General features: G+C 63.2%; 25 protein-coding genes. 9 read left to right on the top strand and 16 right to left on the bottom strand.

What is annotated here, in order from left to right:
- Positions 1 to 102 precede the first annotated feature (102 nt).
- From GRI89_RS10580 to GRI89_RS10550, 7 genes are all read right to left on the bottom strand, one after another.
- A complete protein-coding gene (locus tag GRI89_RS10580; RefSeq protein ID WP_159794957.1) occupies positions 103 to 897 on the bottom strand; it encodes a TrbG/VirB9 family P-type conjugative transfer protein in 795 nt (264 codons plus the stop codon).
- A complete protein-coding gene (locus GRI89_RS10575; protein ID WP_159794954.1) occupies positions 894 to 2,060 on the bottom strand; it encodes a type IV secretion system protein in 1,167 nt (388 codons plus the stop codon). Before GRI89_RS10575 ends, GRI89_RS10580 begins: the two co-directional genes overlap by 4 nt.
- Positions 2,057 to 4,483, bottom strand: coding sequence for a VirB4 family type IV secretion/conjugal transfer ATPase (locus GRI89_RS10570; protein WP_159794951.1), 2,427 nt, complete (start codon positions 4,481 to 4,483; stop codon positions 2,057 to 2,059). Before GRI89_RS10570 ends, GRI89_RS10575 begins: the two co-directional genes overlap by 4 nt.
- 19 nt (positions 4,484 to 4,502) lie before the next feature.
- The gene (locus tag GRI89_RS10565) at positions 4,503 to 4,784 is read right to left on the bottom strand and encodes a type IV secretion system protein VirB3 (RefSeq protein WP_159794948.1); all 282 of its coding nucleotides are present in this window, start codon (positions 4,782 to 4,784) and stop codon (positions 4,503 to 4,505) included.
- Between the two features lie 6 nt (positions 4,785 to 4,790).
- Positions 4,791 to 5,087, bottom strand: a complete 297-nt coding sequence (locus tag GRI89_RS10560; protein ID WP_159794945.1) for a TrbC/VirB2 family protein — start codon at positions 5,085 to 5,087, stop codon at positions 4,791 to 4,793.
- Position 5,088: 1 nt separating this feature from the next.
- Positions 5,089 to 5,658: a lytic transglycosylase domain-containing protein gene (locus tag GRI89_RS10555; protein ID WP_407924977.1), complete on the bottom strand. Its 570-nt coding sequence runs from the start codon at positions 5,656 to 5,658 to the stop codon at positions 5,089 to 5,091.
- A 202-nt stretch (positions 5,659 to 5,860) separates the two neighbouring features.
- Positions 5,861 to 6,229 (bottom strand): tetratricopeptide repeat protein, encoded by a 369-nt coding sequence (locus GRI89_RS10550; protein WP_159794939.1) that lies wholly within the window; start codon positions 6,227 to 6,229, stop codon positions 5,861 to 5,863.
- Between the two features lie 281 nt (positions 6,230 to 6,510).
- Here GRI89_RS10550 and GRI89_RS10545 point away from each other — a divergent pair, with 281 nt between their 5' ends.
- Together GRI89_RS10545 and GRI89_RS10540 are read left to right on the top strand one after the other, a co-directional pair.
- Positions 6,511 to 8,112 carry a hypothetical protein gene (locus GRI89_RS10545; protein ID WP_328598207.1) on the top strand — a complete coding sequence of 534 codons (1,602 nt, stop codon included), beginning with the start codon at positions 6,511 to 6,513 and terminating at the stop codon, positions 8,110 to 8,112.
- A 77-nt stretch (positions 8,113 to 8,189) separates the two neighbouring features.
- The gene (locus tag GRI89_RS10540; RefSeq protein WP_159794935.1) at positions 8,190 to 10,889 is read left to right on the top strand and encodes a TonB-dependent receptor domain-containing protein; all 2,700 of its coding nucleotides are present in this window, start codon (positions 8,190 to 8,192) and stop codon (positions 10,887 to 10,889) included.
- A gap of 88 nt (positions 10,890 to 10,977) precedes the next feature.
- Here the strand turns inward: GRI89_RS10540 and GRI89_RS10535 are convergent, their stop codons facing one another.
- From GRI89_RS10535 to GRI89_RS10515, 5 genes are all read right to left on the bottom strand, one after another.
- Complete coding sequence (locus GRI89_RS10535) at positions 10,978 to 11,652, bottom strand: response regulator transcription factor (RefSeq protein ID WP_159794933.1); 675 nt, start codon at positions 11,650 to 11,652, stop codon at positions 10,978 to 10,980.
- A gap of 108 nt (positions 11,653 to 11,760) precedes the next feature.
- Complete coding sequence (locus tag GRI89_RS10530; RefSeq protein WP_159794931.1) at positions 11,761 to 11,889, bottom strand: DUF2474 domain-containing protein; 129 nt, start codon at positions 11,887 to 11,889, stop codon at positions 11,761 to 11,763.
- Positions 11,889 to 12,896 carry a cytochrome d ubiquinol oxidase subunit II gene (gene cydB / locus GRI89_RS10525; protein WP_159794929.1) on the bottom strand — a complete coding sequence of 336 codons (1,008 nt, stop codon included), beginning with the start codon at positions 12,894 to 12,896 and terminating at the stop codon, positions 11,889 to 11,891. The genes GRI89_RS10530 and cydB overlap by 1 nt, the downstream gene beginning before the upstream one ends.
- On the bottom strand, positions 12,893 to 14,308 hold the full coding sequence (locus GRI89_RS10520) for a cytochrome ubiquinol oxidase subunit I (RefSeq protein WP_159794927.1): 1,416 nt from the start codon (positions 14,306 to 14,308) through the stop codon (positions 12,893 to 12,895). Before GRI89_RS10520 ends, cydB begins: the two co-directional genes overlap by 4 nt.
- Before the next feature lie 83 nt (positions 14,309 to 14,391).
- Positions 14,392 to 14,748 (bottom strand): ArsR/SmtB family transcription factor, encoded by a 357-nt coding sequence (locus GRI89_RS10515; protein ID WP_159794925.1) that lies wholly within the window; start codon positions 14,746 to 14,748, stop codon positions 14,392 to 14,394.
- Between the two features lie 318 nt (positions 14,749 to 15,066).
- Between GRI89_RS10515 and GRI89_RS10510 the strand changes: the two genes are divergently transcribed.
- Positions 15,067 to 16,734 carry a SulP family inorganic anion transporter gene (locus tag GRI89_RS10510; RefSeq protein ID WP_159794923.1) on the top strand — a complete coding sequence of 556 codons (1,668 nt, stop codon included), beginning with the start codon at positions 15,067 to 15,069 and terminating at the stop codon, positions 16,732 to 16,734.
- A gap of 238 nt (positions 16,735 to 16,972) precedes the next feature.
- On the opposite strand, the gene GRI89_RS10505 is transcribed toward GRI89_RS10510, so the two are convergent.
- Both GRI89_RS10505 and GRI89_RS10500 read right to left on the bottom strand, forming a co-directional pair.
- Entirely contained in the window at positions 16,973 to 18,196 is a 1,224-nt protein-coding gene (locus GRI89_RS10505; RefSeq protein WP_159794921.1) for an MFS transporter, read from the bottom strand.
- Complete coding sequence (locus tag GRI89_RS10500) at positions 18,193 to 19,089, bottom strand: BKACE family enzyme (protein ID WP_159794919.1); 897 nt, start codon at positions 19,087 to 19,089, stop codon at positions 18,193 to 18,195. The genes GRI89_RS10505 and GRI89_RS10500 overlap by 4 nt, the downstream gene beginning before the upstream one ends.
- Before the next feature lie 105 nt (positions 19,090 to 19,194).
- Between GRI89_RS10500 and GRI89_RS18285 the strand changes: the two genes are divergently transcribed.
- Positions 19,195 to 19,974: a helix-turn-helix transcriptional regulator gene (locus tag GRI89_RS18285; RefSeq protein ID WP_159794917.1), complete on the top strand. Its 780-nt coding sequence runs from the start codon at positions 19,195 to 19,197 to the stop codon at positions 19,972 to 19,974.
- Between the two features lie 117 nt (positions 19,975 to 20,091).
- Here the strand turns inward: GRI89_RS18285 and GRI89_RS10490 are convergent, their stop codons facing one another.
- Both GRI89_RS10490 and GRI89_RS10485 read right to left on the bottom strand, forming a co-directional pair.
- Positions 20,092 to 20,991, bottom strand: a complete 900-nt coding sequence (locus GRI89_RS10490; protein ID WP_159794915.1) for an alpha/beta hydrolase-fold protein — start codon at positions 20,989 to 20,991, stop codon at positions 20,092 to 20,094.
- 63 nt (positions 20,992 to 21,054) lie between these two features.
- Positions 21,055 to 21,936 carry a TauD/TfdA dioxygenase family protein gene (locus tag GRI89_RS10485; protein ID WP_159794913.1) on the bottom strand — a complete coding sequence of 294 codons (882 nt, stop codon included), beginning with the start codon at positions 21,934 to 21,936 and terminating at the stop codon, positions 21,055 to 21,057.
- 380 nt (positions 21,937 to 22,316) lie between these two features.
- On the opposite strand from GRI89_RS10485, the gene GRI89_RS10480 reads away from it, so the two are divergent.
- From GRI89_RS10480 to GRI89_RS10460, 5 genes are read left to right on the top strand one after another with little or no spacing between them, the layout of a single operon-like run.
- The gene (locus GRI89_RS10480) at positions 22,317 to 23,165 is read left to right on the top strand and encodes a nuclear transport factor 2 family protein (protein ID WP_159794911.1); all 849 of its coding nucleotides are present in this window, start codon (positions 22,317 to 22,319) and stop codon (positions 23,163 to 23,165) included.
- Entirely contained in the window at positions 23,162 to 24,556 is a 1,395-nt protein-coding gene (locus tag GRI89_RS10475; protein ID WP_159794909.1) for an MFS transporter, read from the top strand. The genes GRI89_RS10480 and GRI89_RS10475 overlap by 4 nt, the downstream gene beginning before the upstream one ends.
- A 40-nt stretch (positions 24,557 to 24,596) precedes the next feature.
- Complete coding sequence (locus GRI89_RS10470) at positions 24,597 to 25,328, top strand: alpha/beta hydrolase (protein ID WP_159794907.1); 732 nt, start codon at positions 24,597 to 24,599, stop codon at positions 25,326 to 25,328.
- A gap of 43 nt (positions 25,329 to 25,371) precedes the next feature.
- The gene (locus GRI89_RS10465) at positions 25,372 to 26,199 is read left to right on the top strand and encodes a CmcJ/NvfI family oxidoreductase (RefSeq protein WP_159794905.1); all 828 of its coding nucleotides are present in this window, start codon (positions 25,372 to 25,374) and stop codon (positions 26,197 to 26,199) included.
- A 22-nt stretch (positions 26,200 to 26,221) separates the two neighbouring features.
- Entirely contained in the window at positions 26,222 to 26,530 is a 309-nt protein-coding gene (locus GRI89_RS10460) for a YciI family protein (RefSeq protein ID WP_159794903.1), read from the top strand.
- Positions 26,531 to 26,541: the final 11 nt, after the last annotated feature.

Raw genomic sequence — 26,541 nt, 5'->3', positions numbered from 1 at the left:
TACGGCTGGCCAGGTCGATGACCTCGGCGCTTTCGCCGTCACGCGGATCGCGATCGTTTTCCGCGGTCCGGGCGGACTTGTCCGCCAGTCGCATTGCCAGCTTCATTGCTTGATCTCCGAAGCATTGATGCGGGCCAATGCAGCAGGTCCGCTCCTCACAAGTTGCCTGCCCGACTCTTCATTTGATAATTTTGCGGAATGCCTACCAGATCGCAGTACGATTTCTCTCGGCACTCCGGCGATGACGATTACGTCACCACGAACCGCAAAATTCACGGGACCCTCAGCCCCCTCGTCATTTTTCAGCAAAATAGCCGGCAGCGGCTGTCCTGTTCGCCAGATGAGGAAGGTCGCTTCGCCATCGTCATAGACACGATCAGGCAGCACGTCTTTGTCGCCCTGTGCGCGCCATTCGAAATTTAGAGTATTGGGATTTACTACCGCATAGGGATCGTTAGCAGCCGCAAATTCGACTGAATTGGGTTGACGCGCCGTATCTGCCACTTGCTTCGATTCGTCGACTGCATTGTTCGGAAACTCGAAATCGAGAGCATATATTGGTTTAGCATTTGGGTTTGCAACTAAGTCGAAATAGTATGTTCTTTTGTCGGTTATTACTGTCATGTTGGTGGTGGCGCGCTCGGCCATAGGCTTCACGAATAGCAGATTAGCTCGTTTGTTGGGAGTCACTTGCCACGCGCGAGAATCGCCAATAGCAACGTTTTCAATCGTTTCATTCTTGTCAAATCTGATCGTGGCCTGAATGTTTACTTTCCCTTCTATCAGCACCACCTGCGCAGGATCATAGAGTTTGTTGGCCAAGCGTGTGTCTTGCGCGCGCGCTGACGCAGCAACGCAGATCGCGAGCAGCGTTGCGCCAAGCAGGATGCGACTCATTTCATTTTCTCCGTCTTGCGCACGGCCGGGCTGCGGAAGCGGCTCCCGACGCCAGAGGCGCGCGAAATCGATTTTGCACCCGAGGGCTGGCCAGAGGTGCCGCTCACGCGGACCTCGCGGCGGTTGACTGCGCCCCCTGCATTGTTGGCTGCAAGCGGCGCAGCCGAAGCCAGTCGGATCTCTCTTGATGGGGCTGCCGTTGCGTAGCGGGCCTGGTCGACCGCGGCGCCGGCGGCCGGTGGGGCAATGGCAGGTATCGGGCGGCTCGCGGCGGCGGCGGCGGTTTCGATCTTTTCTTCCCGCGAACCATTGGCCAGGCCGAACACGCTCCAACCGTTGACCATCGTCGCGGCGACCTTGAGCGTCATGAACATGAGCGCGATGTAGACCGCGGCGATCATGAAGAACGCCATGGCCGCCTGGGCGTCGATCTGGCCGGGCACTTCGACCAGCGCCGAAAGCACCGGGACCGAAAGTTCGAGCATCATCGATCCGCCGAGAACGGCGAACAACGGGGCGATGGCCAGCATGACCACGCCCTTGAGCCAGCCCACGAACAGCCCGCGAGTGCCGGGAAACAGCGCGAAGACCACGAAGACCGGGCCGATCGCCAGCAGGATGGCGAGCGCGATGCGTGTCGTCGCCAGCAGTCCGACCGTGCCGAGTAGGAAGAGCGTTCCGCCGAGCCACAGCAGGCCGGGCGGCGAGAACGCGGAATCAGGACTTGCCTGTCCGCCCGACGCCTGAATAAGCGCCTCGAAGACGACATCGATCTTCTGCGCGAAGACCATCGTCGCGTTGCCGGGTGTGCCGGTGAGGATGGCAGCAATCTGGTTCGGTGCGCCGGTGGCGAGGTTCCAGACCACGCTCTGGTAGGCGATCCAGCTCGTTGCGAAGGTCAGCACGAGGCCGAGTGTGACGATCCGCGGCGTGAGCGAGGAAACGCCGACACGGCTGCGCCCGGTGATGAGGGCGAAGGCGAACAGCGCGACATAGAGTGTCAGCAGGATGGTCAGCGCCGGGACCAGCGAACCACCGCTGCCAAACAGGCGCGAGAAGGCGGCCTGCGCCATGCCGCTGGCGGCGCAGTCGACGCCCTGCAGGCTGGCAGCGATTCCACTGCCGACCTGCTCTACCGCTCGCTGGCAGGCCGCGGCGCTCATTCGGCCGCCGCCATCGATTCGAATTCGTCCTCGTCTTCCCGCGGTCCACCCGGCCAGGCGCGGCCGGTAAGGGCCGGGTACCAGGCGGCGGGTTCGTTGCCCACGGCCTCGCGCAGCAGGTCGAGCCTGCGCACGGTGGATTCGCGGCCGGAGAGGATCGTCATCACTTCGGGCGCGCCCGCAAGGTCGAGCCGCACGACCACCGACGCATCGGGCTGGCGGACGAGGAACGCGCGGCTGTGCGCCGGCAGGCTGCGGATCAGCGCCAGCTCGTGCTCGGTCAAGCCGAAACCGTCGCAATAGTCCTCGGCCCGCGCCTTGGCGTTGGGCATGAAGATCATCGTCGCGGTCTGCTCGACCAGCGCTGTGGCGATCTTGCTGTCGAGCGCGTCGCGGGCGCTCTGCGTCGCGAAGCCGACCAGCGCGTTGCGCTTGCGCAGTGTCTTGAGCCAGTCGCGGATGCGGGCGGCGAAGACCTCATCGTCGAGCGCCTTCCAGCCCTCGTCGACCAGGATCATGGTCGGTTCGCCATCGAGCCGCTCCTCGATGCGGTGGAACAGGTACATCATCACCGGCGTGCGCAGGCGCGGGTTCTCGAGCAGCGCGGTCATGTCGAAGCCGAGCACGCGGGCCGAAAGGTCAAGGCGGTCGACAGAATTGTCGAACAGCCAGGCGTGCTCGCCGCCCTCGATCCACGGAGTCAGGCGGTCGGCGAGGTCGCCGGCCTCGGGGCGGCGCGAGCCGGAGAGAAGTTCGCGAAAGTGGCGAAGGCGGCGCAGGCCGGCATCGTTGGCGTAGGCAGCATCGACCGCGGCGGCGATAGTCGCGAACTCTTCCGGACCCTCGGCCTTGAGCAGCACCGCGAACCAGTCGCGCAGGAAGGCGCGGTTGGTGGCGTTGTCGGCCAGCGCCAGCGGGTTGAAGCCCGAAGGCTCGCCCGCCTGGATGCGGTCGTAGCGCCCGCCGATGCCTCGGATGAACAGCTCGGCGCCGCGGTCCTTGTCGAACAGGATCGTGCGGGGTGAGAACTTCTGCGCCTGCGCGGCGAGGAAGTTCATCACCACGGTCTTGCCCGAGCCCGACGGGCCGATGATCGAGAAGTTGCCGAGGTCGCCGTGGTGGAAATTGAAGAAGAACGGCGTCGCGCTGGTGGTTTCGAGCAGCGTGACGGCATCGCCCCAGTGGTTGCCTTCGGCCTTGCCGAGCGCGAAGCCGTGGAGGCTGCCGAAGCTCGCCATGTTGGCGCTGGAGATCATCGCGCGGCGCACGAGGTATTGCTCGTTGCCGGGGAACTGGCCCCAGAACGCTGGTTCGAGATTGGTATCTTCGCGCACGGCGATGGCGCCGGTGTCGGCGAGCGCCGCGGCGCAGGCGGCGGCGGCATCGTCGAGGCGGTCGAGGCTGCGTTCGCGGACCTGCACGGTCAGGTGGTGGTCGCCGAAGATGACCGATCCGGTGCCGAGCGAATCGCGGGCCGCGGCCATGTCGTGCCGCTCGGCGACCGCTTCCTCGTCGGCCGAACGCAGGCGCCGGATGGCGAGGTCGATGCGCTCGCGGGCGACCTGGCGGTCGTGCGGGGCGAAGCTCTCCGAAACGACCATCTCGCAGGGCAGACGCAGCAGTGCGTCGAGCAGGCCGGGACTGGTCGCGTCGGGATAGTCCTTGAGGCTGAGGATGGCGGAGAAGTCCGACCCGCCCGAGCCGCGCACTTCCATCGCGTCGAGCCCGAAGCTGACGCGGCGGTAGGGGAGCATCTGGCCGATGTCGGCATCGTCCGCGGGCCGGCGCACCGGGCGCATCTCGCCGTTGTAGAGCGCGCTCAGCAGTTCGAGCAACTCGTTGTTGGTCGACCCGCTCGGGCCGTCGTAGTCGCCGAGCGGCTGGGCGCCGTACTCGCCGAGCGAGGCGGCAAGCGCCTGGGCCACGGCGCGCAGCGACCGCAGTTCGCGCGGATCGGCCTCGACCTCGACGCGGCCCTTGCGGCGCCACATCCGGGCGGCCTTTTCGGCGAGGCCCGCCTTGCCGCGCGCCGGGCGGCGCACGAGGGTCACGAACTGGTCGTTGACGAACAGCGAGCCCGAACCGAGCTTGTCGCGCCAACGGCGGTCGATGTGTGCCGCCAGGGGATCGTCGAACGTCGCCTCGAGCGAAACGCTGACCCGGCGGCGGATGACATGGTGATAGAGCACGAAGCGCGCATCGAGGTTCGAACGCAGCATGACCTCGCGCGTCGCCGCATGGGCGTTGAGCGCCATCGTGTCCTCGGTTTCGAACAGCAGGCCGGGCACCTGCAGCGCGGTCATCAGCGAGCCGTCGCGCAGGAGCACGGTGTTCTCATCGACCAGGCGCAGGTAGGGCAGGCGGTCGCCGGCGAGGGCTTCCTTCTTGCTCCAGGCGGCGGCTCCGAGCCATTTCTCGCTCATTTGTCAGTCCTCTGCCGCGTCACGCGGCGTAGCTGTTACAGCCCCAGCGCTTCCAGTTCTTCACGCGGGGACACTTGCTGACTTTGGTGATCCAAAGGTCGAAAATTCGCGGCTCGCGCAGGCAGGCGAAATAGCCCACCAGATGCATCACCAGCGCGCCGAGCAGGGCCAGGAAGCTGCCCGTAATCAGGAACAACTCGGTCGTGACCGCAGCGTTGATGATGAAGAAGTTGTAGGTCACCCCGGCGAACATCTGCGGCCTCGTGAGGGCGCGATGGACGGGGTGGCGGACGAGTTCCATCAGCCCTCAGCCCGCCGCAACCTGGATGCCCGAGACGATCGAGGCGGCGCCGAACAGCACGAAGCAGCCGACGATCACGGTCGCCCCGAAGCGCCAGTTGAGGCGGCCGGTAAGCATCATGAACCCGACCGCGGCGACCGCCATCACGGCAACCGCCGTGGCGACGTTGCCGAGCAGCGTTCCCTGCATCCAGGCCAGCGCGTTGACGATCGGGCCGGACCCCTGCGGGTTGGCCGTCTGTGCCTGGGCGGCGGCGGGAACGAGAAGCGCCAGGGCGGCGGCAAAGCGGGAAATTGTACGCATGTTAGTTATCGCTCCGGGAATGATCCGACAGCCGTCCCATGATGGCGGCAACGTATGTCTGGGTTTCGCGAATGCGGGGAATGCCCCCGGCTTGTTCGACGCGGCCAGGGCCTGCGTTGTAGGCGGCAAGCGCCTTTTCGAGGTCGCCGTTAAAGCGATCGAGCTGCTGACGCAAGTACCGGGCGCCACCTTCGAGGTTGCCGAGGGGGTCGTCGGCGTCGACCCCCATCTCGCGCGCGGTGCCGGGCATGAGTTGGGCGAGGCCGCGCGCACCGACCGGGGACTGCGCCCCTTCGCGCCAGCGGCTCTCCTGCCACACCAGAGCTTCGATCAGCGCCGGGCTGAGGTCGAATCGCGCGGCGAGCTGGCGGACGGCGGCGTCGTATTTCGGGGGTAGGGCGGCACTGTTCACGAGCGGGGAGGCGACCGCCTCTTCGGGAAAGGTAAAATCGCCGACGTCGGGAATTTCAGTAGGACTGACGGCAGTCGGCGCGCTTGCGCCAACCGGACCGCCGGAAACCCAGGCCGCGCCCGAGCTGCCGATCTCCAGGACGTCCGCATGCGCCGCCACGGGCGCTACAGCGCCTGCAATCACGAGCAGGAATGCGAATCGGCGACGTACCATTGGACCCTCCAACGGACTGTCTTAAGAAGCTCTAATGACAAGACGGAGACAAAAGACCAAACCAGCACATCCCCAGATTCGAAGGATTAAAAAATTGGGCGCCCCGCCTGTGCAGGGACGCCCTCGGTCTTCCGGACGTGGTTCTGGCTTAGCGGGCGGCGAAGCGCGGTGCGCTGAACTCGCCGCTGTCGAGCATTGTAAGGCCTTCGCGCGCGAGCGTGCGCGAATCTACCCAATCACCGCTCGCCGTTTCGAGGCGATAGCGATCGTCGCTGGCGGCGGCTTTCAGGAACAGGGCGCGCGCCTCGTCGGTCTTGCCCTCACGGGCATAGGCCACGGCAAGGTTGATGAGCCGGGCGGGATGGTCGGCATCGCGCGCATCGGCCTCCTCGATCTTTTCGATCGCCTCGGCCGAGTGGCCGGCGCGCATCTCGGGATAGGCCACTTCGACGACATCTTCGTCCGGAGCGGGCGCCTGCACAACCAGTGCGGAGGCAAGAAGCATGGCAATCGGCATCAATTGGACTCCCCAAAAACGCGGTTCTTGGGAGCATGTCTGACCCGGCGACACCTCGACTGCAACAAAAATGAAATAATGTCATTGAACTGTAATATTCGGCCGGAAATTGCCCGGTACTCACCAGTCAATTGTCATATCTGTCACATGGCAAACATAATTACAGCTTTGTAGCAAAACGGAAATCTTGCAAGATTCCTGTCACCTCACGGGCTTAGCGGCAGGTCGAGACGGTCATTCGTACCGCCTTCGATTCTCACGTCATGAGGGGACAATCTGCTGTGAAATACTTCAACCGCTCGCTCGTACTCGGCTGCAGTCTGCTCGCGCTTTCCGCCTGCGGGCCAGATGACATCGCGTCCCCCGGGACCAATGGCGACGTAACCGTCAACGTCAACAACTCGGCACCTACTCCGACGCCGACTCCGACGCCGAGTTCGACGCTGGTCACCGCGGCCGGCGCCTGCCCGACGATCACGGACCCGCAAGGCCTGAAAGACGGAGGCACGATCTCGGGTCCGACCGGCTCCTATCGGATTTGCGAACTGCCGCGCGTGATCAAGGCTTCCAGCACCCTGCGCAAGCTGCCGGGCGTGCTCTACGCGATGAACGGCCGCGTCGACGTCGGATGCGACGGCGGTTTCAGCGCCCCGGGCGGCGGCGGCGGCTACGCCTCGACCACGGTCGGCTGCGGCACCATCACTTCTGACACCAATGTCACGCTGACGATCGAACCGGGCGTCGTGGTCTTCGCCCGCACCGGCCAGTCCTGGCTCGCGGTCAACCGTGGAAACAAGATCAACGCGGTCGGCACTGCGACCCAGCCGATCGTCTTCACCAGCAGCGACAACGTCGCCGGGTTCGCTACCGACAGCACGATCGGGCAGTGGGGCGGCATCGTACTGCTCGGCCGCGCCAAAATCACCGACTGCGACACCGGCTCGGTGGCCAGCAACACCTGTGAGCGCGACACCGAAGGTGCGGTCGACAAGGCTCTGTTTGGCGGCAACGACGACACCTACAACGCCGGTTCGATCGACTACATCCAGGTGCGCTACTCGGGCTTCGTCCTGAGCGCGAACAAGGAACTGCAGTCGCTTACCCTCGAAGGTGTCGGCTCGGGCACCTCGCTGCAGCACTTCCAGTCGCACAACAGCTCGGACGACGGCGCCGAGTTCTTCGGCGGAAACTTCCATTTCAAGTATTACATCTCGACCGGCGCCGACGACGACAGCCTCGACGTCGATACCGGTGCGCGCGCCAGCCTGCAGTACGTGCTGCTTATCCAGCGCCCGGGCGAAGGCGACGCGCTGATGGAAATCGATTCGAACGGAAACGAGGCGGATACCCCCCGCACGCGCCTGCGGGTCGACAACTTCACCGGCATCCAGACGCAGGTCAGCGCCAACAACGAAGGTGCCGACCAGGCTTCGACGCTTTTCCGTGGCAATGCCGACGTCACACTGCTCAATGGCGTGATCTATACGCCGATGAACGAATGCATCCGCATGAACGGTTCGGGCACGACCCCGGCCACGCTTACGACGCGCTCGGTAGTGATGAGCTGCAACGCAACCAAGTACATCGGAACCGGCAGTTACACCGCTGCGCAGGTCCAAACGATGTTCGGTTCGGGCGCAAACGGTAACGACGACAGCCTCACTTCGACGCTCACCGGCCTGTTCGTCAACGGCGCCAACGAAGACGGTGTTGCGACTTTCGCCGGAAGTGGCGTCGACTCATTCTTCACGGAGACGCCGACACCGTACCACATCGGGGCCGCCTGGTCGGGTAACACTGCTTGGGCCGCGGGCTGGACCTGCAACAGCTCCTACGCGGACCTCGGCGGCGGCGGCAGCTGCACTTCGCTGCCGACAAACTGACCGGCTGCCCAGCCTCGCAGCGGGGGCGGCCGGTCATGGCTGCCCCCGCCAACGCATCAGTTATTGAGGGAAATCCGATGTCCACATCGTCGCGGCTCGCAGGCGCTCTACTATTCACCACTGCACTAACCTTTCCGGCGCTGGCACATGCGCAGGACGAGGGCGCGGCCAACGACACCGCGACCACGTCCGACAACGATGGCCAGCACCAGGACGCGGAAGATGTCGACATCTCGGTCCCGGGCGGGGGCGAGATCATCGTCACCGGCCGGGCCAACCGAAACGTCGAGGAATCCTCGACGCAGGTCGTCAGCGTCCTGTCGGCAGCGGAAATCGCCCGTACCGGCGAGGGCGACATCGCGGGCGCACTCTCGCGCGTCACCGGCCTCAGTGTCGTCGGTAACGGCTTCGTCTACGTGCGCGGACTCGGCGATCGATACTCGCTGGCGCTGCTCAACGGCTCGCCGCTGCCGAGCCCCGAGCCGCTCAAGCGCGTGGTCCCGCTAGACCTGTTCCCGACCGGGCTGCTGTCCTCTTCGCTGGTGCAGAAGAGCTACTCGGCGAACTACCCCGGCGAGTTCGGCGGCGGTGTGATCAACCTGACCACCAAGGCCGTGCCGCGCGATGCCTTCCTGACAGTGTCGGTCGGCGCGTCGGGCGATTCGATAACCACCTTCCACACGGGCCTGACGTATTACGGCAGCAGTTCCGACTGGACCGGCTACGACAACGGCAATCGCGACACCCCGCCCGCTCTGCAGGCGTTCTTCGACAGCGGCGATCGGCTCAGCTCGGGCACCGTCCAGTCGGCACAGATCGCGCGCGAGATCGTCACCGGCCGCAACTCCGTGGTGCAGACCTGGAACGACATCCCGGCCAACTTCAGCGGCAGCATTTCTGCGGGCAAGTCGTGGCCGCTCGGCGATGGTGATTTCGGCGTCATCGCCACGGCCGGCTATTCGAGCAAGTGGAAGACCACCCAGCCGCACCAGCAGACCTCGCTGAGCGCGGACCTCTCCACCATCGAGAGCGATTTCACCACCACCAAGACCGACCAGCGCGTGGTCGTGAACGGACTGTTCGGGCTCGGTTACGAATTCAGTGAGAATTCGGTCCGCTGGACCAACCTCTACATCCACGACACGATCAAGCAGTCCCGCATCGGCATCGGCCAGCGTCCGTCACAGAACAACCTCGCCGACTTCTTCCGGCAGGGCACCGGCTGGTACGAACGCCAGCTGTTCGATTCGCAGATTGTCGGTGAGTTCGAACTGACGGATCGGTTGTCGCTCGACGTGCGGGGCGGTTACGCCAATTCGAAGCGCAAGGCACCCTTCGAGCTGACGTTCGAGTATGTCCGCACCAATTCGCCGGCGGACCCGTTCGGCGCGTACTTCGTCAACCGCCTGAACAACGGCAACGGCGGCAACGGCAGCGTTACCTTCTCGGACCTCAATGAAGATTTGTGGTCGGGCGGCGTCGACCTGACCTACGAGCTCTTCCCCGAGCTCAAGGTTACCGCCGGCGCGGCCTATTCGGACACGCACCGCTCGGTATCGCGCCGCGACTTCCTGTTCCTCGCGCCGAACCAGTTCATGGGCTCGTCGGAAGTCATCTCGGCGATCGGCATGCTGCGCCCCGACCGGCTGGTGAACGCCCTGTCCGCGCCGACCTTCCTGATGTACAGCAACGGCCTGCAGATGATCGAGACCGACGAGGGCAATCCCGCCTTCGCCGCCGACCTGACCACCTGGGCCGGATACGGCAAGGGAACGTGGCAGATCGCCGATGCGCTCAGCCTCGATCTCGGCGTGCGCTACGAGAACGGCGACCAGATGGTCTCTCCGATCCAGGTGTTCACCACTCCAGGTTCGGGCACCGTGGTGACCGGTCTCAAGAAGGACTACTGGCTGCCCGCGGCGACGCTGACCTACGAGATCGAACCGGGTATGCAGGTGCGCCTCAACGCCTCGAAGACGATCGCCAGGCCGCAGTTCCGCGAGCTGATCAACCAGCCCTACTTCGATCCCGAGACCAGCCGCCCCTATCGCGGCAACCCGTTGCTCGGCGACAGCCAGCTTTACAACGCCGAAGCGCGCTTCGAGTACTACTTCGCGCGCGACGAGCGGGTTTCGGTGGCCGGCTTCTACAAGAAGATCGACAATCCGATCGAGGCCTTCATCGTTGGCGTCGACCTGACCACGTCCTATGCAAACGCACCCGAGGCGACGCTCTACGGCGCCGAACTCGACCTGCAGAAGTACTTCGACCTCGGCGATTTCGTGGGCGACGGCATGCGCCGCCTGCTCGTTGGAGCGAACTACACCTACACGCAGTCCAAGCTGAAGGTCGGGCCCAACGACACGGTAACCTACTTCGGCGCCGCCTCGACCATCGCCAGCGACTACTTCCAGGACGGCCTGCCGCTGACCGGTCAGTCGGACCACCTGGTCAACCTGCAGGTCGGCCTCGAGAACGACGGCCGGCTGTCGCAGCAGACCTTCCTGGTCAGCTACGCCAGCGAGCGCGTCGTCAGCCGCGGTCTCAACGGCACGATCCCGCAGCCCGATATTATCGAGCGGCCGGGCGTGCAGCTCGACTTCGTCTGGCGCGAGGGCTTCAACCTGTTGGGCGTCGATCTCGAAGCCGAGGCCGAGGTGCGCAACATCCTCGGCACCGACCACGAGGAATATCAGCAGTCGGGAAGCAACCGCCTCGACGTCAACACCTACAAGGAAGGTACGACCTACGGCCTTTCGATCTCCGCCAACTTCTGAGCGACTGGAAAAAGGAGCGGGCGCGTCGGGACAACCCGGCCCGCCCGCTTCGCGTTCAGGCCTTGGTGCCGCACCAGGCGGCAGCGCGTCAGAGAATGTCGAGGACGTAGCCCTTGTTGGTGACGGTGCGCAGGATCTGCCCGGCCCCGGCCTTGCGCAGCGCTGAGCGCAGGCGCTTGATCCACACGTCGACGGTGCGCAGGTAATCGGGATCGCCCGACTTGCCGAGCGCCGAGATCAGTTCCTTGCGCGACAGCACACGGTTGGGATTCTCGGCAATGAAGCGCAGCAGGCGGAATTCGTTCGGGCTGAGCGTCAGCACCTCGTCGTTCCAGCAGGCACGCTCGGCGGCGGGCATGATCTTCAGCCTGCCGGCCTCGATCATTTCGGGAGCGCCCCGAAAGCCGTTGACCGGGTTGTGCGCCAGGATGCGGTCGAGCATCGCCTGACGGCTCGCCGGCTGGAGCATGTAGTCGTCCGCCCCGGCCCGCAACGCGCGGCGACGATCCTCGATGTCGTCGAGTTCGAGCACCATGGTGATGTGGGCATCCTTGGTCCGCGTGTCCGCGCGCAACCGGTGGCACATCTCGAGTCCCGAGAGCTCGGGCAGCATCCAGTCGACGAAGATCCAGCAAGGCCCTTCGATCAGTGCCGAAGGCCCCTCGGGCGGCAAGTACCTGAAGGCGAATTTTGCATCGTTGAGCTCGAATTCCTCGAAGGATCCGACCTCCTCGGATGTACCGAAAATCAGGAAGAGGTTCATGCCAATTGCCCCTGTCTCGGGGGCCTTGTGGGGTGCCGATATGACTTGTTTGTGACTCAGGCCGGATTTTCTTTGCGCGTCGATTCCGCGCCCGGCCGGGACCGGTTTTCAGGGCGCCAGGACCAGCCGCAGCAGCCAGGCGACGAAGCCCAGCACCGTCACGCTGGCGGCCCATATCGCCGCCATCCACGCCAGCCGCCGCCACAGCGGGGCGAGGCTTTCGCCGGGCGCGGTCATCAGTGGTATCCCTCGGTGCCGACCTTGCCGCGGAAGACCCAGTAAGCCCAGCCAGTATAGCCGATGATCAGCGGCAGGGTGATCGCCACGCCGACCAGCATGAAGACCTGGCTCCGATGCGGGGCGGCGGCCTCCCAGATCGAAATCGCAGGCGGCACCACATTGGGCCAGATGGTCACGCCGAGACCGGCCATGCCGAGAAGGAACAGGGCGAGGGCAAGGAGGAACGGGGCCAGTTCCCGGCGCCGCTTGAGCGCCCAGAACAGCGTCGCGGCAACGATCGCGGTGAGTAGCGGGACCTGGCTAGCGAACAGGATGTTGGGCAGCTCCAGCCAGCGATGGCGATACTGGTCGAGTAGCACGAGGTTGTAGGCGCTGACCGCGGCCATCAGCACCAGCGTTGCGACGGCCGCCCGGGTCGCAAGGCGATAGGCGTTCTCCTGAACATCGCCCGACAGCTTCCAGATCAACCAGCAGGCGCCGAGCAGCGCGTATGCGGCGACGGTGCCGAGCCCGGTCAGCAGGGTGTAGGGCGTCAGCCAGTCCCACCAGCTTCCGGAATAGGCGCGATCGGCGACCTCGATGCCCTGAAGCAGCGCGCCGAGGATCATCCCCTGGCTCATTGCCGCGACCAGAGAGCCGCCGAAGAAGGCGAGGTCCCAGAACGGCCGGTGCGCCTCGTCGCGCCAGCGGAACTCGAATGCCACGCCGCGGAAGACCAGGCCGAGCAGCATGGCGATGATCAGCGGGTAGGTCGCCGGCAGGATCACCGCGTAGGCCAGCGGGAAGGCGGCCATCAGCCCGCCGCCGCCGAGCACCAGCCAGGTCTCGTTGCCGTCCCACACCGGCGCAATGGCGTTCATCGCCCGGTTGCGCCCGTGGCCCACGGTCACCGCGGGGAAAAGGATGCCGATGCCGAGATCGAATCCGTCCATTACGACATAGGCGAACACCGCGAAGGCGATGATGAAGGCCCAGATCGTCGTCAGGTCGATGCTGCCGCTCATGGCTCGCGCTCCAGCCGGGGTGCCGTGCCCGGCACGATCCCTGAGGTGCGCACCGGCCCGGTTTCCTGCCCGGCAACGCCGGTCTCACCGCTGTGCGGGGTATGCGCCATCAGCCGCAGCAGGTACCAAACGCCGATCCCGAACACGGCGAAGTAGACGACGACGAAGGCGAGCAGCGAGGCTCCGACCGCCGGCGCACCGAGCGGGCTGGCGGAATCGGCGGTGCGCAGCAGTCCATAGATCGTCCACGGCTGGCGCCCCACCTCGGTGGTGACCCAGCCGGCGATAACCGCCACAAACCCGGCGGGCGACATCAGCAGCGCGGCGCGGTGCAGCAAGCGCCAGTCGTAGAGCTTGCCGCGCCAGCGCGCGACGAGGCTCCACAGCCCGACGCCGAGCATGGCCGTGCCGATCCCTACCATGAGCCGGAAGGCCCAGAACACCGGCCCGACCGGAGGCCTGTCCTCGGGCGCAACGGAGTCGAGCCCCGCAAGCGGTGCGTCGAGGTCGTGCTTGAGTATCAGCGAGGAGGCTTTCGGAATCTCGACCGAGTAATGCATCGTCTGCGCCTCGCTGTCGGGAATGCCGAACAGGACCAGCGGTGCGCCGTCGGGGTGGCTCTGGAAATGCCCCTCCATTGCCATGACCTTGGCCGGCTGGTGTTCGAGCGTGTTTAGCCCGTGCTGGTCGCCTGCAAGTATCTGCATCGGCGTGACCAGCGCGGCCATCCACATCGCCATCGAGAACATCTTGCGCGCGTGGGCGTTCGCCGGGTCCTTCAGCAGGTGCCAGGCGCCGGCGCCGCCGACGGCGAAGGCGGTGGTCAGGTAGGCGGCGAGCACGGTGTGGATGAGACGATAGGGGAAGCTCGAGTTGAAGACGATCGCCCACCAGCTCGGGCCGGGAAGGAACTGGCCGTTGGCGGCAATCTCGTAACCGGTCGGAGTCTGCATCCAGCTGTTGACCGAAAGGATCCAGAACGCCGAGATAAACGTGCCGAGCGCGACCATGCAGGTGGCGGCGAAATGCAGGCCCTTGCCGACCTTGTTCATCCCGAACAGCATCACGCCGAGGAAGCCCGCTTCGAGGAAGAAGGCGGTCAGGACCTCGTAGGCCATCAGCGGCCCGATCACCGGCCCGGCCTTGTCGGAGAACACCGCCCAGTTTGTGCCGAACTGGTAGCTCATGACGATCCCCGAGACGACGCCCATGGCGAAGGCCACGGCGAAGATCTTCAGCCAGAACCTGAACAGGTCGAGGTAGATCGACTTCCCGGTCTTCAGCCACAGACCTTCGAGCACCATCAGGAAACTCGCGAGCCCGATCGAGAACGACGGGAAGATGAAATGGAAGCTGACCGTGAAGGCGAACTGGACCCGGGCGAGGAGGAGGGGGTCGAGTAGCGAGGCCATGCCGGCTTCCTACGCCCTCGCTTCTGCCAGTCCCAAGTGCTTTGTCGTCATCCGGTGTTGCATCGCACGCAACGCAGCGCCCGTCAGTGACCCGGCGGGGCGAATATCTCGCACAGGGTCTTGAGCACGCGCACGGCGTTTTCGTCGCCGATGCGGTAATAGATGCTTTGCGCGTCGCGGCGCGTTGCAAGCAGGCCGGTTTCGCGCAGCTTGGCGAGGTGCTGTGAAGTTGCCGACTGCGCGAGGCCGATATGTTCGGCGAGGTACGAGACCGAGCATTCGCCTTCCATCAGCTTGCACATGATGAGCAGGCGCTGCTCGTTTGCGAGTTGCTTGAGCAAGGTCGAGGCCCGGTGCGCACTTTCGCGCAGGACCTCGATTTCGCTCTCCGACACCGCTTCAAGCGTGTCGAGTTCCACAGGACTGACATTCGAATTCATGGCAGCTCCATAATCCGATTTCAGGTGTGAGTGCAAAGGCTTGCGTGGCCTTCTTGCCCGCTCGCTGCGACCCGCACAATCGATATGGTCTGTCCGCAGGGATATTCAATCGCTGCGACTACCAGGAATGCGAAAGACAGGAAAAAACTGACGGAGCTTCTAGTCCGATCACGAGGTGTCTCCGGTCGGCGCAGCCGTGTTCCCATCGCGCGAACTTGAGCCGGCGTCCGACTTCTCGCGGGCCTGCAGGAACCAGCTCAAATCGCTCTGACCAAAACCGACCCGATCGGGTGCGTACAAGGCGTTAGAGGTGGCCGAATGGCTGGTACTGACGCGGAAGCCGGACTTGCCGGGAAATGGAGTCGATTACGGCGCGAGCCTGTCGTCGGCCTGATCAACGCGGTGGTCGCCATACCCGACGGCCTCGCATCTGCCGCCATGGTGGGCGTCAATCCCGTTCTCGGTCTTTACACCAGCGTCGTAGCTCCTTCTGCCGGCAACTGGCTGCTGGGTACCCAGCGGATGCAGATCGCGGCGACAAGCGCATCGGCAATAGCGGCGGCCGAGGCGCTGTCGGCATACGAGCCATCCGACCGGGAACCCGCACTGATGTTGCTGGTCGGCATGATCGGTGGCTTGCTGCTGCTCATGGGAGTGCTTCGCGCGGGCAGGCTGATGCGTTTCGTTTCGCATGCCGTGATGACGGGCTTCCTGCTCGGAGTCTCGGTCACGCTCATTCTCGATCAGTTTCCGCAATTGCTCGGATTCAGTGCGCCGGCCGGCAGCGCGCTGGTCAAGATGTTTGGTCTTCCTGCCAAGTTGGGTGAAATCCACCTCCACACCGCTGCGATCGGATGCCTCGCCCTGGCCATAATGGTGGCCCTGGGACGAACGCGCTGGAGAAATTGGGGCGCGATAGTTGCTCTCCTCGTGCCATCCCTACTCGTGGTCCTGATTGGATGGAGCGACGTAGCGGACGTCGGATCGCAGAGCGAAATCCCAAGCGGCCTCCCGATCCCGCGCCTTCCCGACTTTGGCCTCTTCACCCTGGATCTCGCGGCATCAGCCTTTGCGATTGCTGTGGTGATTGCAATACAGGCGGCCGGGGTCGCCCAGACCGCCCAGAACCTCGACGGCCGTCCCGCCAGCGTCTCGCGGGACATGACCGCGCAGGGTATTGCCAACCTTGCGGGCAGCCTTTTCACCGCAATTCCCGCCGGGGGCTCCGTGGGGCAAACGGCACTGAACATTTCGCTCGGGGCCCGCTCCCGTTACGCCGGGATATTTTCGGCAATCTGGATGGTCGCCTTCATAGCGCTGTTACCTCAACTGGTCGCTCGCGTTCCGATGTCGGTGCTGGCCGCGATGATGATCATGGCAGGGGTCGGCGCGTTCAACGGCCGCGAGGCCTTATCGGTCTGGAAGACCGCGGGCGGGGCACGCTGGGCCATTCTCGTTACCTTTGTTGCCTGCCTCCTGACCTCCATTCCCATTGCGGTGGGAGTTGGGGTCCTGGTGACGATGGTCTACTTTGTCGGTTCATCGGCAAGGGATGTTGCGGTTCACCGGCTCATCCGGCGAGCCGATGGTACTGTCGAAGAGACCGCTCCACCCGCAAGACTGGAAGGTGATGACGTTACGATCCTAGATGTTCATGGTAGCCTGTTCTTCGCCGGCGCCAGGACCCTTGCGGAAAAGCTGCCTGATCCCCGGTCGGCCATCGAACCGGTTGTCGTATTGCGGTTGCGCGGACACAGTCCAGCGGGCGCAACCCTGATCGATGTGCTTGACGACTATGCCGATCAACTGGCCGAAGTAGGCGGAGCCCTGTATCTCAGCGGGGTGGGTGATGATCTTGCCGACCAGCTCACCCGTTCAGGCAAGCTCGACCTTGGCGGCAGCGTCCACCTGTTCCAGGCCAGTCCATCGATAGGCGCTTCGACGCGAAAGGCTGTTGCCGATGCCATAGCCAGCCTGGATGACTGAGCGCTTCCGGGCTTTGCTTCGGAAAACTGGCGGAGAGAGTGGAAGCCGAATACCCAATCCATATTCGAGCACGCAGACACCATCCCAGCAGGAGCCTCCCCCTGGCCTCGCCCGCAAAACACAACCGGCGGAGTGTTCTATGCTTTCGCCGTTGCCTGACGCCGTCCGAACCAGAATCGAACCCAGCAAGAATGACAGAACGCATCTCAAATATGTTTCGGCTCTGAAGGTTCGCGACCTATCCCGTCGAATGGGCCCGCCAAGTGGCAGTGAATGAAATTACGACGAGCGCTAGCCCGGCCAGGACCGCGGGAACGGCAAAGAGCGACATTACGCTGCTTCCGGTCATTCCCGCCGAAAGAGCGAAGCCGATGGTGATCGGGGCGATCACTGTTCCGAGCCGTCCTACGCTCTTGGCCCAGCCGATACCTGTGGCCCGCAGCGGCCCAGGATAAAAGCCAGCCAGCACGACGTTGACGCCACCGTAGGCCCCGAGACTGAAAAAGCCGGTCGCTGCGAGGAGCAGCGTGAGCAGCGTGGGGGAGGCATCCTCCATTGCTTGCCCCGTCGCAAACAGTAGAGCCGCCGCCATAGTGAGGAACGCAAGCAGGATCGTCATCGCACCGAAGCGATCGATCAGGATTCCCACGCCTAGAGCCGCGATGGCGCCGCCGAACCCGAACGTGGTCACGGACAGTGCAGCGAAGGATTCGCTGAATCCCGCGTCGACCAGCATGATCGGAAGCCACGAGTTCAGACAGTAGCTGATGGTCAGCAAGAGGATGAACAGCAGCCACAGCATCAACGTACCGACCATATATTCGGAGCGCACCAGTTCAACTGCGGCCAAGGTACCGGCAGCTTGGCCCTGCGCAGACGACGCGGGCTGCAACGGGTCCGGCTCGAGCAGCCACAGCCATGCACCGACGGCGGTTGCCAAGGACAGAGCACCGATGGCGACCATCGCCGTACGCCATCCGCCGAATTCCGCGAAACCGGCCGCGACGGCGCCTGCGAGCGCGGCACCGAGGCCGTAGCCGGTGAATAGACTCAGGATCGACAAACCCCGTCGCCCTTCCGGTGCCTGTTCGGTCACGATCGCAAGGCAACTCGGCAGGCAGCCGCCGAGGAAGATTCCGGTTGCCAGGCGTATGGCGAAGAGCTGCGCCCCGCTGTCGGCAAGCGCGCTAGCGGCCTGGCCCAGCGCAAACCCGACTACAGCGAGAGTAACCGTCAATCGATGTCCGAACCGCGTTGCGATTGCGGGAAACAACACGAGGCCTATGCACTGCCCGATCAGATTGGAGGAGAATATCGGGCCCAGCTGCGCGTTGCCGAGTGACAGAGTCCGGGCAATCTCGGGAGCGAGCGGTCCGAGGATCGTGTGGATCAGTCCGTCGAGCGCATAGATCACGGTGCAGATCGCGATCGTCTTGCGGGCCGCAACGCGCGAGGCGGTCATATGCCGAACCTTGCGCGGGCTTCTTCGACGCTTGCCGGCTGGAGGCCGAATATCGCGGCGATGCGCGATGCTGCCTTCACCATCTCGGCGTTATCCCGGGCGACAGTCCCATCCGGCAAGTGGATGCCATCTTCGAAGCCAACGCGGACAAGATCGCAGCCCATGGCCAGACCGATCGTTGCAATGCGAAACATGTCTCGCCCTGTCGCGGTGACGCCCCAGATTGCCTGAGGAAACATTCGCAGGCCCTCATCGATATTGAAGATCACATTGCGTGCCACGGGAGGCGTCGCCCCGAACCCGCCCCCGTGCAAGAGCCAGATGTTGGACCGGTTGCGGTCGAACAGGCCTTCGTCTGCATACCGCATCAGGCGGTGCAGGGAACTGGCCTCGACGATCTCATATTCGAGTGCAGAGCCCTTCGCGTAGACCGCCTCGATAGTTCTCTTCAGGAGCTGCGGAGAATTCACGTAGGGCGTTTCTTCGGGATAGCCGCCTTCCGGGTTGTGGAAGTCGGCAGAACCCCCGGCAATTCCGAAGAGGTCCTGCTGAGGCTCGATTTCGAGCAAGCCAAGGCGTTCGCTGTCGGTCGGCCAGATGAATTGCCCGGTCGACGGGTCGCGGCGAACCCCGATGCCGTTTGTGGTCTGGATCAGGATCGGCGAGCGGGCGCGTATCTGGCGGATGATCTCAGCGTATATCGCCGGGTCTCCGCTGTTCTTGCCGTCCGGCCCTCGCGCGTGCACATGAACCAACGACGCTCCCGCTTCCCAGCAGCGGGCGGCAGCCTCTCCGATCTCTTCGGGCTGCTTGGGAACTACGGCGCCCTCGCGGTCTTGCTGCATGCCGCCGTTCAGGGCGACCGTGATCATCACTTTGCGGCCGTCAAGCATTTACTCTCTCCTAGTGTTTCGACACAGATGGGGCCAAGTTGCTTCGAGGTCTGTCCTATCGCGGGAGGACAGGGCAAACTCGTCTGGACCTGGGGAGAATGCACTGTGGCCGAGATCCGGAAAATCACCCACACTCGCCTGAATCCGGCGATCGATCCCCTGTACGATCGGCTTCTGGGATCGCTAGGCAGCGGCCGTCTGGGTGGAGTCGTGCGTGACTGCGTCGAAGCTCTCACGGCCGGTGTACGGCGAATTTACCTGTTCGAAGCGACAAGCGCTGACGAGGACGCGCTGCGTTACTACCATTGCGAGCCGCAGATCGCGGTGCTGTTCGCGGACTATGCGCAGCAATACAAGCAAATCGATCCGATCAGGGACTTGTACGACAGCGCAATCCGTCCGGGTTCGATGGCGCTCCAGCGGATCGGGCCGGGCGACATTCGCTCGGTCGCGTTCCGCCGCCGTTTTTTCGATGAAGGCGGTATCGTCGAACGGGTGTCCATCGTCCAGCGCGGCAGGGACTGCTGGCGCGGAATGAATGTCGCGCGACATTCAAGCGGAGGAACGTTCTCCGATCGAGAAATTGACAATATCGTCGCGCTTGCCCGGCTGGCCTTGCCAATGCTGCCGATCTCGGTGAGTCAGGCCGCTTCTAACCGGGTTCTTTCGCCGACCGAGCTCGAGGAGCGTTTCGGGATGCGCTGCGCCAGCTTGACGCAACGCCAACGTCAGGTCTGCGCGCGGGCTGCGCTTGGCCTAAGTGTTGAAGCAACGTCGATAGAACTCGGCATCGCCAAGTCTTCGGTCGTCACATTTCGCCAAAGGGCATACCGTCGTCTGGGCGTGTCCAGCCCATACGAGCTTCTTGGTCTCGTCGCTCACTGACACTCGGAGCGCGATGATTGATCTCACCGAACGCAATCTCACTTCCACTGATCACCTCTAGTGGCGGACGTCTCTCGCCGGATCGCGCGCTCGGTGCCCACTCCGTAATCATTTGGCCTAGTTCATGGGAAGCCGTAATGGAGCGCCAGGTACTCTGCGCGGCGTGAATGCCGGTGGCGGCGGCGGCGTTCGGACGTTCTCTGCAAAGAAGCGAAATATCTCAGGCATGGAGGCACCAATGATTGTGCCGTGATTCAGGCCGGGCATTTCGTGGTATTCGTTCTTCAGGCCCATCCGGTCCATCGCAGCGGCCCAGGTTCGCACAGACTCCGGAGGCACCACGTTGTCGTCTCCGCCTTCGGTAATCATCACCGGGACTTTGGCTTCCTTTAGTGGGGCAAGAACCGCCTCCTGCGTTGACTGCATCATGAATGCCGCCGGCGCAATGGCTGCGATGCCCGCCCATCGTTCGGCATGCTTCTGGCCGAGAAAAATCGTCCCTGCGCCGCCCATGGAATGTCCCATCAGGTACTGCCGATTGGGATCGATGTTGTATTCGCTAGTTGCAATGGCGGCGACGTTGAGAACGTCAACCTCGCTCAATTCGGCAAGATTCGCAGGCTCGGGTCCATTGCCGCCGAAGGCGATGACCGGCGAGCCATACCAACCCACTTCGTTGTATCCCATCGGTCCGACGACGACGTAACCGTTTTCCTCTGCCAAATCGATCAACCGTTCTCCGACGATGAAGTTGGCATCGCCACCCATGCCATGAAGCGCAACGATCAGCGGTGCGGGAACCTTGGGATCGATCTTCGACGAGGCGAAGATCGTGTAGCGCATTTCCTCCCCTGTCGCGGGCAGCTTGTAAGTGCGCTCTTCCGCGCGAGGGTCGGGCGCACGCCGCATGGCCATTCGTCGCGGACCGTTGGCGCCCTCAGGCGGCGGACCATCGGCACCCTGCGGCGGTCCGTTTTGAGCCAGGCTCGGCCCTGCCAGGACCATGTTCAGGGCCATGGCGGCAGTGACCACTATCCTTGTTGCCGTCCTCATTGAAAACTCCCCACCCAATTGTTCAGTTCAGACTGGTTCGCTGGCCTTCCTGTTTGCCTCGATGGCCGAAACTTCGGGGCCACTTTCATTGATCGTCGCGCGGCGCAGATCGCGCTTATATTTATAGCGCTCGAATGCCGTGGCGCTGTGCATGGTGCAGCGGTTATCCCAGATAACCATGTCACCCGGCCTCCATTTGTGCGCATAAATGTATTTGTTCTGCGTTGCGAATTCGAAGAGATGGTCGAGCAGTTCCAGGGCGTCTTCTTCTTCCCATCCGACGATGTCGATCGCATGCCAACCTAGGTACAGGGCTTTGCGACCATTGGACGAAGTTCGAACCAGCGGGTGCGTCATGCGCGGGAAATTCTTGCGCATCTCCTCGTTCTCGAATTCTACCCCAGTGCGTTTGAGAGCGCGGAACATGTCGTGGTCCACCTCCAAGCCCTCAATCCGGCTTTTCATCTCTTGCGGCAGATCGTCGTAGACGGCGCGAGTGTCGATGAACTCCGTGTCAGCGCCACTGGGCGGGGTGACGTGTGCCAGGAGAAACGACCACTTCGTTGGAAGTGAGTTGAACGGGCTGTCCGTGTGGAAGCGCTCGAAATCGACCGGTTGCGGACCATCCGGATTATAGGGTCGGATCTCTCCGTCGGCAGTGAGGTTGCTAATATCGTAGAGTCCCTCGGCGATCCGTTTGCTACCCGGCGGGGCCAGTTCCATCGGACCGAAGGAACGGGCGAAGGCGATGAGGTTATCGTCATCCAGGACCGCATCGCGAATCACGCACACCGCGTATTCGGCCATTACCTGTTCCACGCAGTCGATCGCTTCGAGCGCGAGTGGCGTCCGGGTATCGAGGCCGATTATCTCGCCCATGAAGAGCGGATGTAACTGGTTGATTTGCATTCCTGCTCCCCTCCCGAGCATTGGTCCGGGTTTTGGAACCGGAATTCCCAATCTACTGGCCAAAGAGCCGCTTTGAGACTGCCAAAAATAGTGCCGACAATTGATGAAAGCCGCAAATGAAAGGACAGACGGCGTCGAAATTCAACGCACTATTTTACCAATCGGCTGCGAGCGATGGCACCGTATACCGACAAAAAAGACCGTGAGGCAGAATCCGCGGCAAAAGCGGGGAGGATGGGCAGGTCAAGATGCGATGGGCTACACTTGTTGCGTGGGGATTGCTCGCATGCTGCACGACCGGCGACGGTGAGGGGAGCGCCGAACTGCTCGACCTGAATGCACCGCCCGAACCGGTCTCGGCCCATCCGGAACCTCTTTCGTTGCTCAAGAGTGCCGATGCGGGGCTGGCCGCAAACAAGCAACTCGTTTTCGATATGTGGCGCAGCATCGTCAATGCCGGTCGTGTCGAGTTGGCGGACGAAATGCTTCAGGAAGGCTATATCCAGCACAGCCCCGTGCTGCCTACGGGGCGGGCTGCCTTCAAGCGCATCTTTTCGGCCGTTCCGCGCAGCACGATTCCGGACCTGGTCAGCCCGCCGCTGGTGGCGATGGTCGCCGAGGGGGACCGCGTAGTGATGGCGCTGAGAGATACGCTCACCGACCCAACGGGCGAGCAATATACATCAACGCATTTCAACATGTTCCGGATCGAGGACGGCCGCCTTGCGGAACATTGGCATTCGCTCGCGGATAGTCCCGGCGCCGATGTCTTGCCGCCGGAGCAAGGCGGTCCGCAGCCGGTCACCGGCATCGTCGGGACCGGTCAGGCGGACCTTCTTGCAAGCGAGGATCCCGAACTCGCCGTTCGCAAACGGCTCGCCTATGTCGCACTTCGCGACCTGTTCGTCGCGGGAGGCGAGGGGCAAGCGAGGGATTACCTGACAAAGGGGTATGGCGAACACGACCCCAACGGCTTCACCGGCCGGGAGCAGTTCGGCCAAGGCTCGCTGCAAGACGTGATCGGAGCTCCGCTGGTCGCCGTCGTCGCCGAAGGGAATCTTGTTGTTCTCGTGACTGGACGTGTCGAACAGCATCCGTTCGACGCCATGAGAACTTACACGACGACGCGTTTCGACATGTTTCGCATCGAGAGCGGCAGGATCGCCGAGCATTGGAGCGGATCGGTGCGGCCGGGCCAGGCCCCATTCGCGGTCGGAAGCGCCAAATGAGCGAGGCGATATCCCCGGCTGCCGCGCCCGACACTCACGAAGAAGGTCCGCATGAACAAGCCTGGCCGACGATGGGGCAGGCCTATTTTGCGGCTTGGACCCTCGCCGTAGTGCAGATGTGTGCGCAACTCAACAATGGCGTCACGACGCTCATGGTGGAATCGGTCAAGCGCGACCTTCAGCTGACTGATTTGCAGATGAGTTACCTGCTCGGCTTCTCCGCCGTTCTGTTCTACGCGGTGGTAGGCATACCCGCGGCACGACTGGTCGATCGCTACAACCGCAAATGGTTGATGCTGGCTTCCATAGCGATCTGGAGCGCGGCGACCGCCGCCTGCGGACTGGCGCAGACATTCTGGCAGTTTTTCGCCGCGCGCTTCGGGATCGGTACTGGCGAGGCTATCAATGGTCCGCTTTCCTATTCCCTGCTGTCCGACTATTTTCGTCCCGGCAAGTTGCCGCGCGGCATAGCCATCTACAATGTCGGACTGCAGGGCGGGGCGGCATTGTCGATGTTACTCGGTGCGCTGCTGATCTGGATTACCGGCGGATTGCCCGAGGTGCAGATGCCGTTGATCGGCGCGGTTCGTGACTGGCAGCTGGTATTCGTCTTCACGGGTCTGACGGGAATTCCGGTAATGTTGCTGATGTGGCTGTTGGCCGAACCGGAACGGCGCAGCCTGCGCTCCACTTCGCTTGTTGTGGACGGCAGGGAAGGTACCCGGCTGCGCGATGTCGTGGCCTTCCTCTGGACGCATCGCAGGCTTTACCTTCCGATGTTCCTCGGCCTGGCGCTCACTTCCATTCACATGATGGGCTTGGGGGCGTGGAGTGCCGCCTTCTACATGCGGACCTATGGCTGGGCGCCGGCGACGATCGGCCTCTACAGCGGTCTCGTCAGCATCGGATTTTCGATCCCGGCACTTTATGGCGCAGTCTGGTTCAATGAGTGGTTCGCCGCCAAGGGCTACGCTGACACCAATATGCGGGTAATGGCGACCGGCATAAGTTGCGCGGTACCTTTCATGATCGTCATGCCGCTGATGCCCTCGCCCTGGTTGGCGCTATTGGCTGGCGGACTGGGACCCGCGCTGATGCTCGTGGCCGCTCCGTCGCTAAACACGGCTTTGCAGATCGTCACGCCCAACCAGATGCGTGGCCAAGTTACAGCGATCTACCTGTTTGTCATGATGGCTGCTGGCGGAAGCATCGGGCCGACATTGGTCGCGTTCCTGACACAGGAGGTCTTCGGCAACGAGGCTATGCTTCGCTACGCGCTGGCGACGTCCGCCGCGATCGCCTTTCCCTTGGCCGCCGCGACCTATTGGTACGGACTGCGGGTCTATCGCGAGCGCATTCTCGAAATGCGCGCGTCCGGAGCCCCGGTGTGAAGCATGCGTGCGCCATTTCTTCGATTCCTTGGAGAAGCCGATGCCCGATAAATCCGCGCCCATAGTCATCGTTCATGGAGCCTGGGTCGGGGCCTGGCGCTGGCGCGAGGTTGCCGACCTCTTGCGCGACAGGGGGCACCGGGTCTTCACACCCACTCTTACCGGCTTGGGCGAACGCTCGCACCTGACCAGCCGCGACGTAAACCTGGCCATGCATGCCCAGGATATCGCCAACCTGATCAAGTACGAGGCTCTCGAGAATGTCCTGCTCGTCGCGCATTCCTATGGCGGCATGCCGGTGACGCAAGCGCTCGAGCTGATCCCTGAGGGCGTCGTCACCTCGCTGCTCTATCTCGATGCATTTTGCCCCGACGACGGCGAATGCCTCAACGAACTGACCGCCTTTCCCGCCCACCTGCCGGAGGACCCGGACGATTATCTCGTCCTCCCGCCGCGACTGGTGCTGCAGGGGTTCAACGCGCACATGACCGACGAGGCCCGCACGTCCTACGAAGACCGGCGCACGCCGCAATCGGTGTTCTGCTTCTCCGACAGGACGAAACTGAGCGGCGCGCGAGAGAAGATCCCCCAGAAGACCTACGTCGTTGCGACCGGATACAAGAACGACACCTTCATCCCCGTTGCCGAACGCCTGCGGCAAGACCCTGCCTGGCGCGTCGATGAAATGCCCTTCACCCACGACCTTCAGCACGTAGCGGTCGAGGAGACTGCCGACATGATCGAAAGCGCGCTCCCCGCGGCGAGCCAATGACGGCACTATTTTCCTCTTGGCCGAGAGTGCAGCCTCCTCGCGAATGGAAAGCGGGGCGAAGGTGCTGAGCGAAACCAGACCGAAGGCCGGTGCTCCGGCGCAGATCGAGACATTCGTGCGCTATTCCGAAGCTGCGGCGGATGGCGGCTGGATCGAGAGGAACGGCAGCTATTCGTTCGAGATGGAAGACCATCCGGCGACCATTACCAATGCCCGCAATGTCGACACCGATTTCGATACGCACGGCTTCGCGTTGGTCGATTTCCCGGTCGATATCGATTGGGCAGACAACGCCGATTTCGAGAAGAATTATTACCCTCAGGTGCGCAACCTCATCAAGAAGATGACCGGGGCCAGCGAAGTGTTTGTGTTCATGGGGATATGGCGCGGAGGCGCCGACGTGAAGGGCGGCGGACCTGCGTTTAGCGCACATGTCGATTTCAATGGGCCGGCCCTGCGTCAGTGGGTTTCCCGCTTCGCTCCGGACCGCGTGGCCGAACTCAAGGACAAGCGCCTGGTCAACATAAACGTATGGCGCGGCACCAGCCCGGTCGAGAATTCCCCCCTTGCCATATGCGATAAGCGCAGCGTCGATCGCGGCGATTTCCTTCACGTCTCGCTGGGAAAGCCGGAAGGGGAGTTCACGCCGGACATGCCGGCAGGCCTCAACATGGCACACAATCCGGCGCACGAATGGTACTACTTCGCCGACATGCAGCCGAACGAGGCGCTCGTATTCAAGCTGTTCGACACCGCTGATCCCGACTGGAAGATGAGCGGCCATACCGCGATCGAAGACCCGACCAGCGTGCCCGATTCCCCGAAGCGCGAGAGCTTCGAGGTGCGAACCATAGCGGTATTCGACGAATGATTTGCGCAGGAGTGATCTGGCAATGACGAAGAACTTCGTGGCGATGGTCGAACGGACCGAGAAATGGGACCGCACGAAGGACGCGTTCGAGCAGGAAGGATTCGCCGAACATGCGGCTTACATGGGCGAACTCGAGCGTTCCGGGATGATCGCAATGGCCGGGCTGCTGGCCGAATCCGAACTCATCCTGTTCGTCATGCGGGCGAACGATATCGAAGAGGTGCGCAAGGCATTCGCCGCCGATCCGATGCAGCAATCGGGTCTTGCGCGCCTGATCCGTCTCGAAGAGGCGCATTTTCGCATCGGCGCGCCACAAAGGATGGGCGGCTAAGCCCGCCCACG

Origin of the sequence: Croceibacterium salegens (assembly GCF_009827435.1) — a bacterium.
In the GTDB taxonomy this organism is placed as follows: Bacteria; Pseudomonadota; Alphaproteobacteria; order Sphingomonadales; family Sphingomonadaceae; genus Croceibacterium_B; species Croceibacterium_B salegens.
This window is presented reverse-complemented; position numbering and strand designations above follow the sequence as displayed.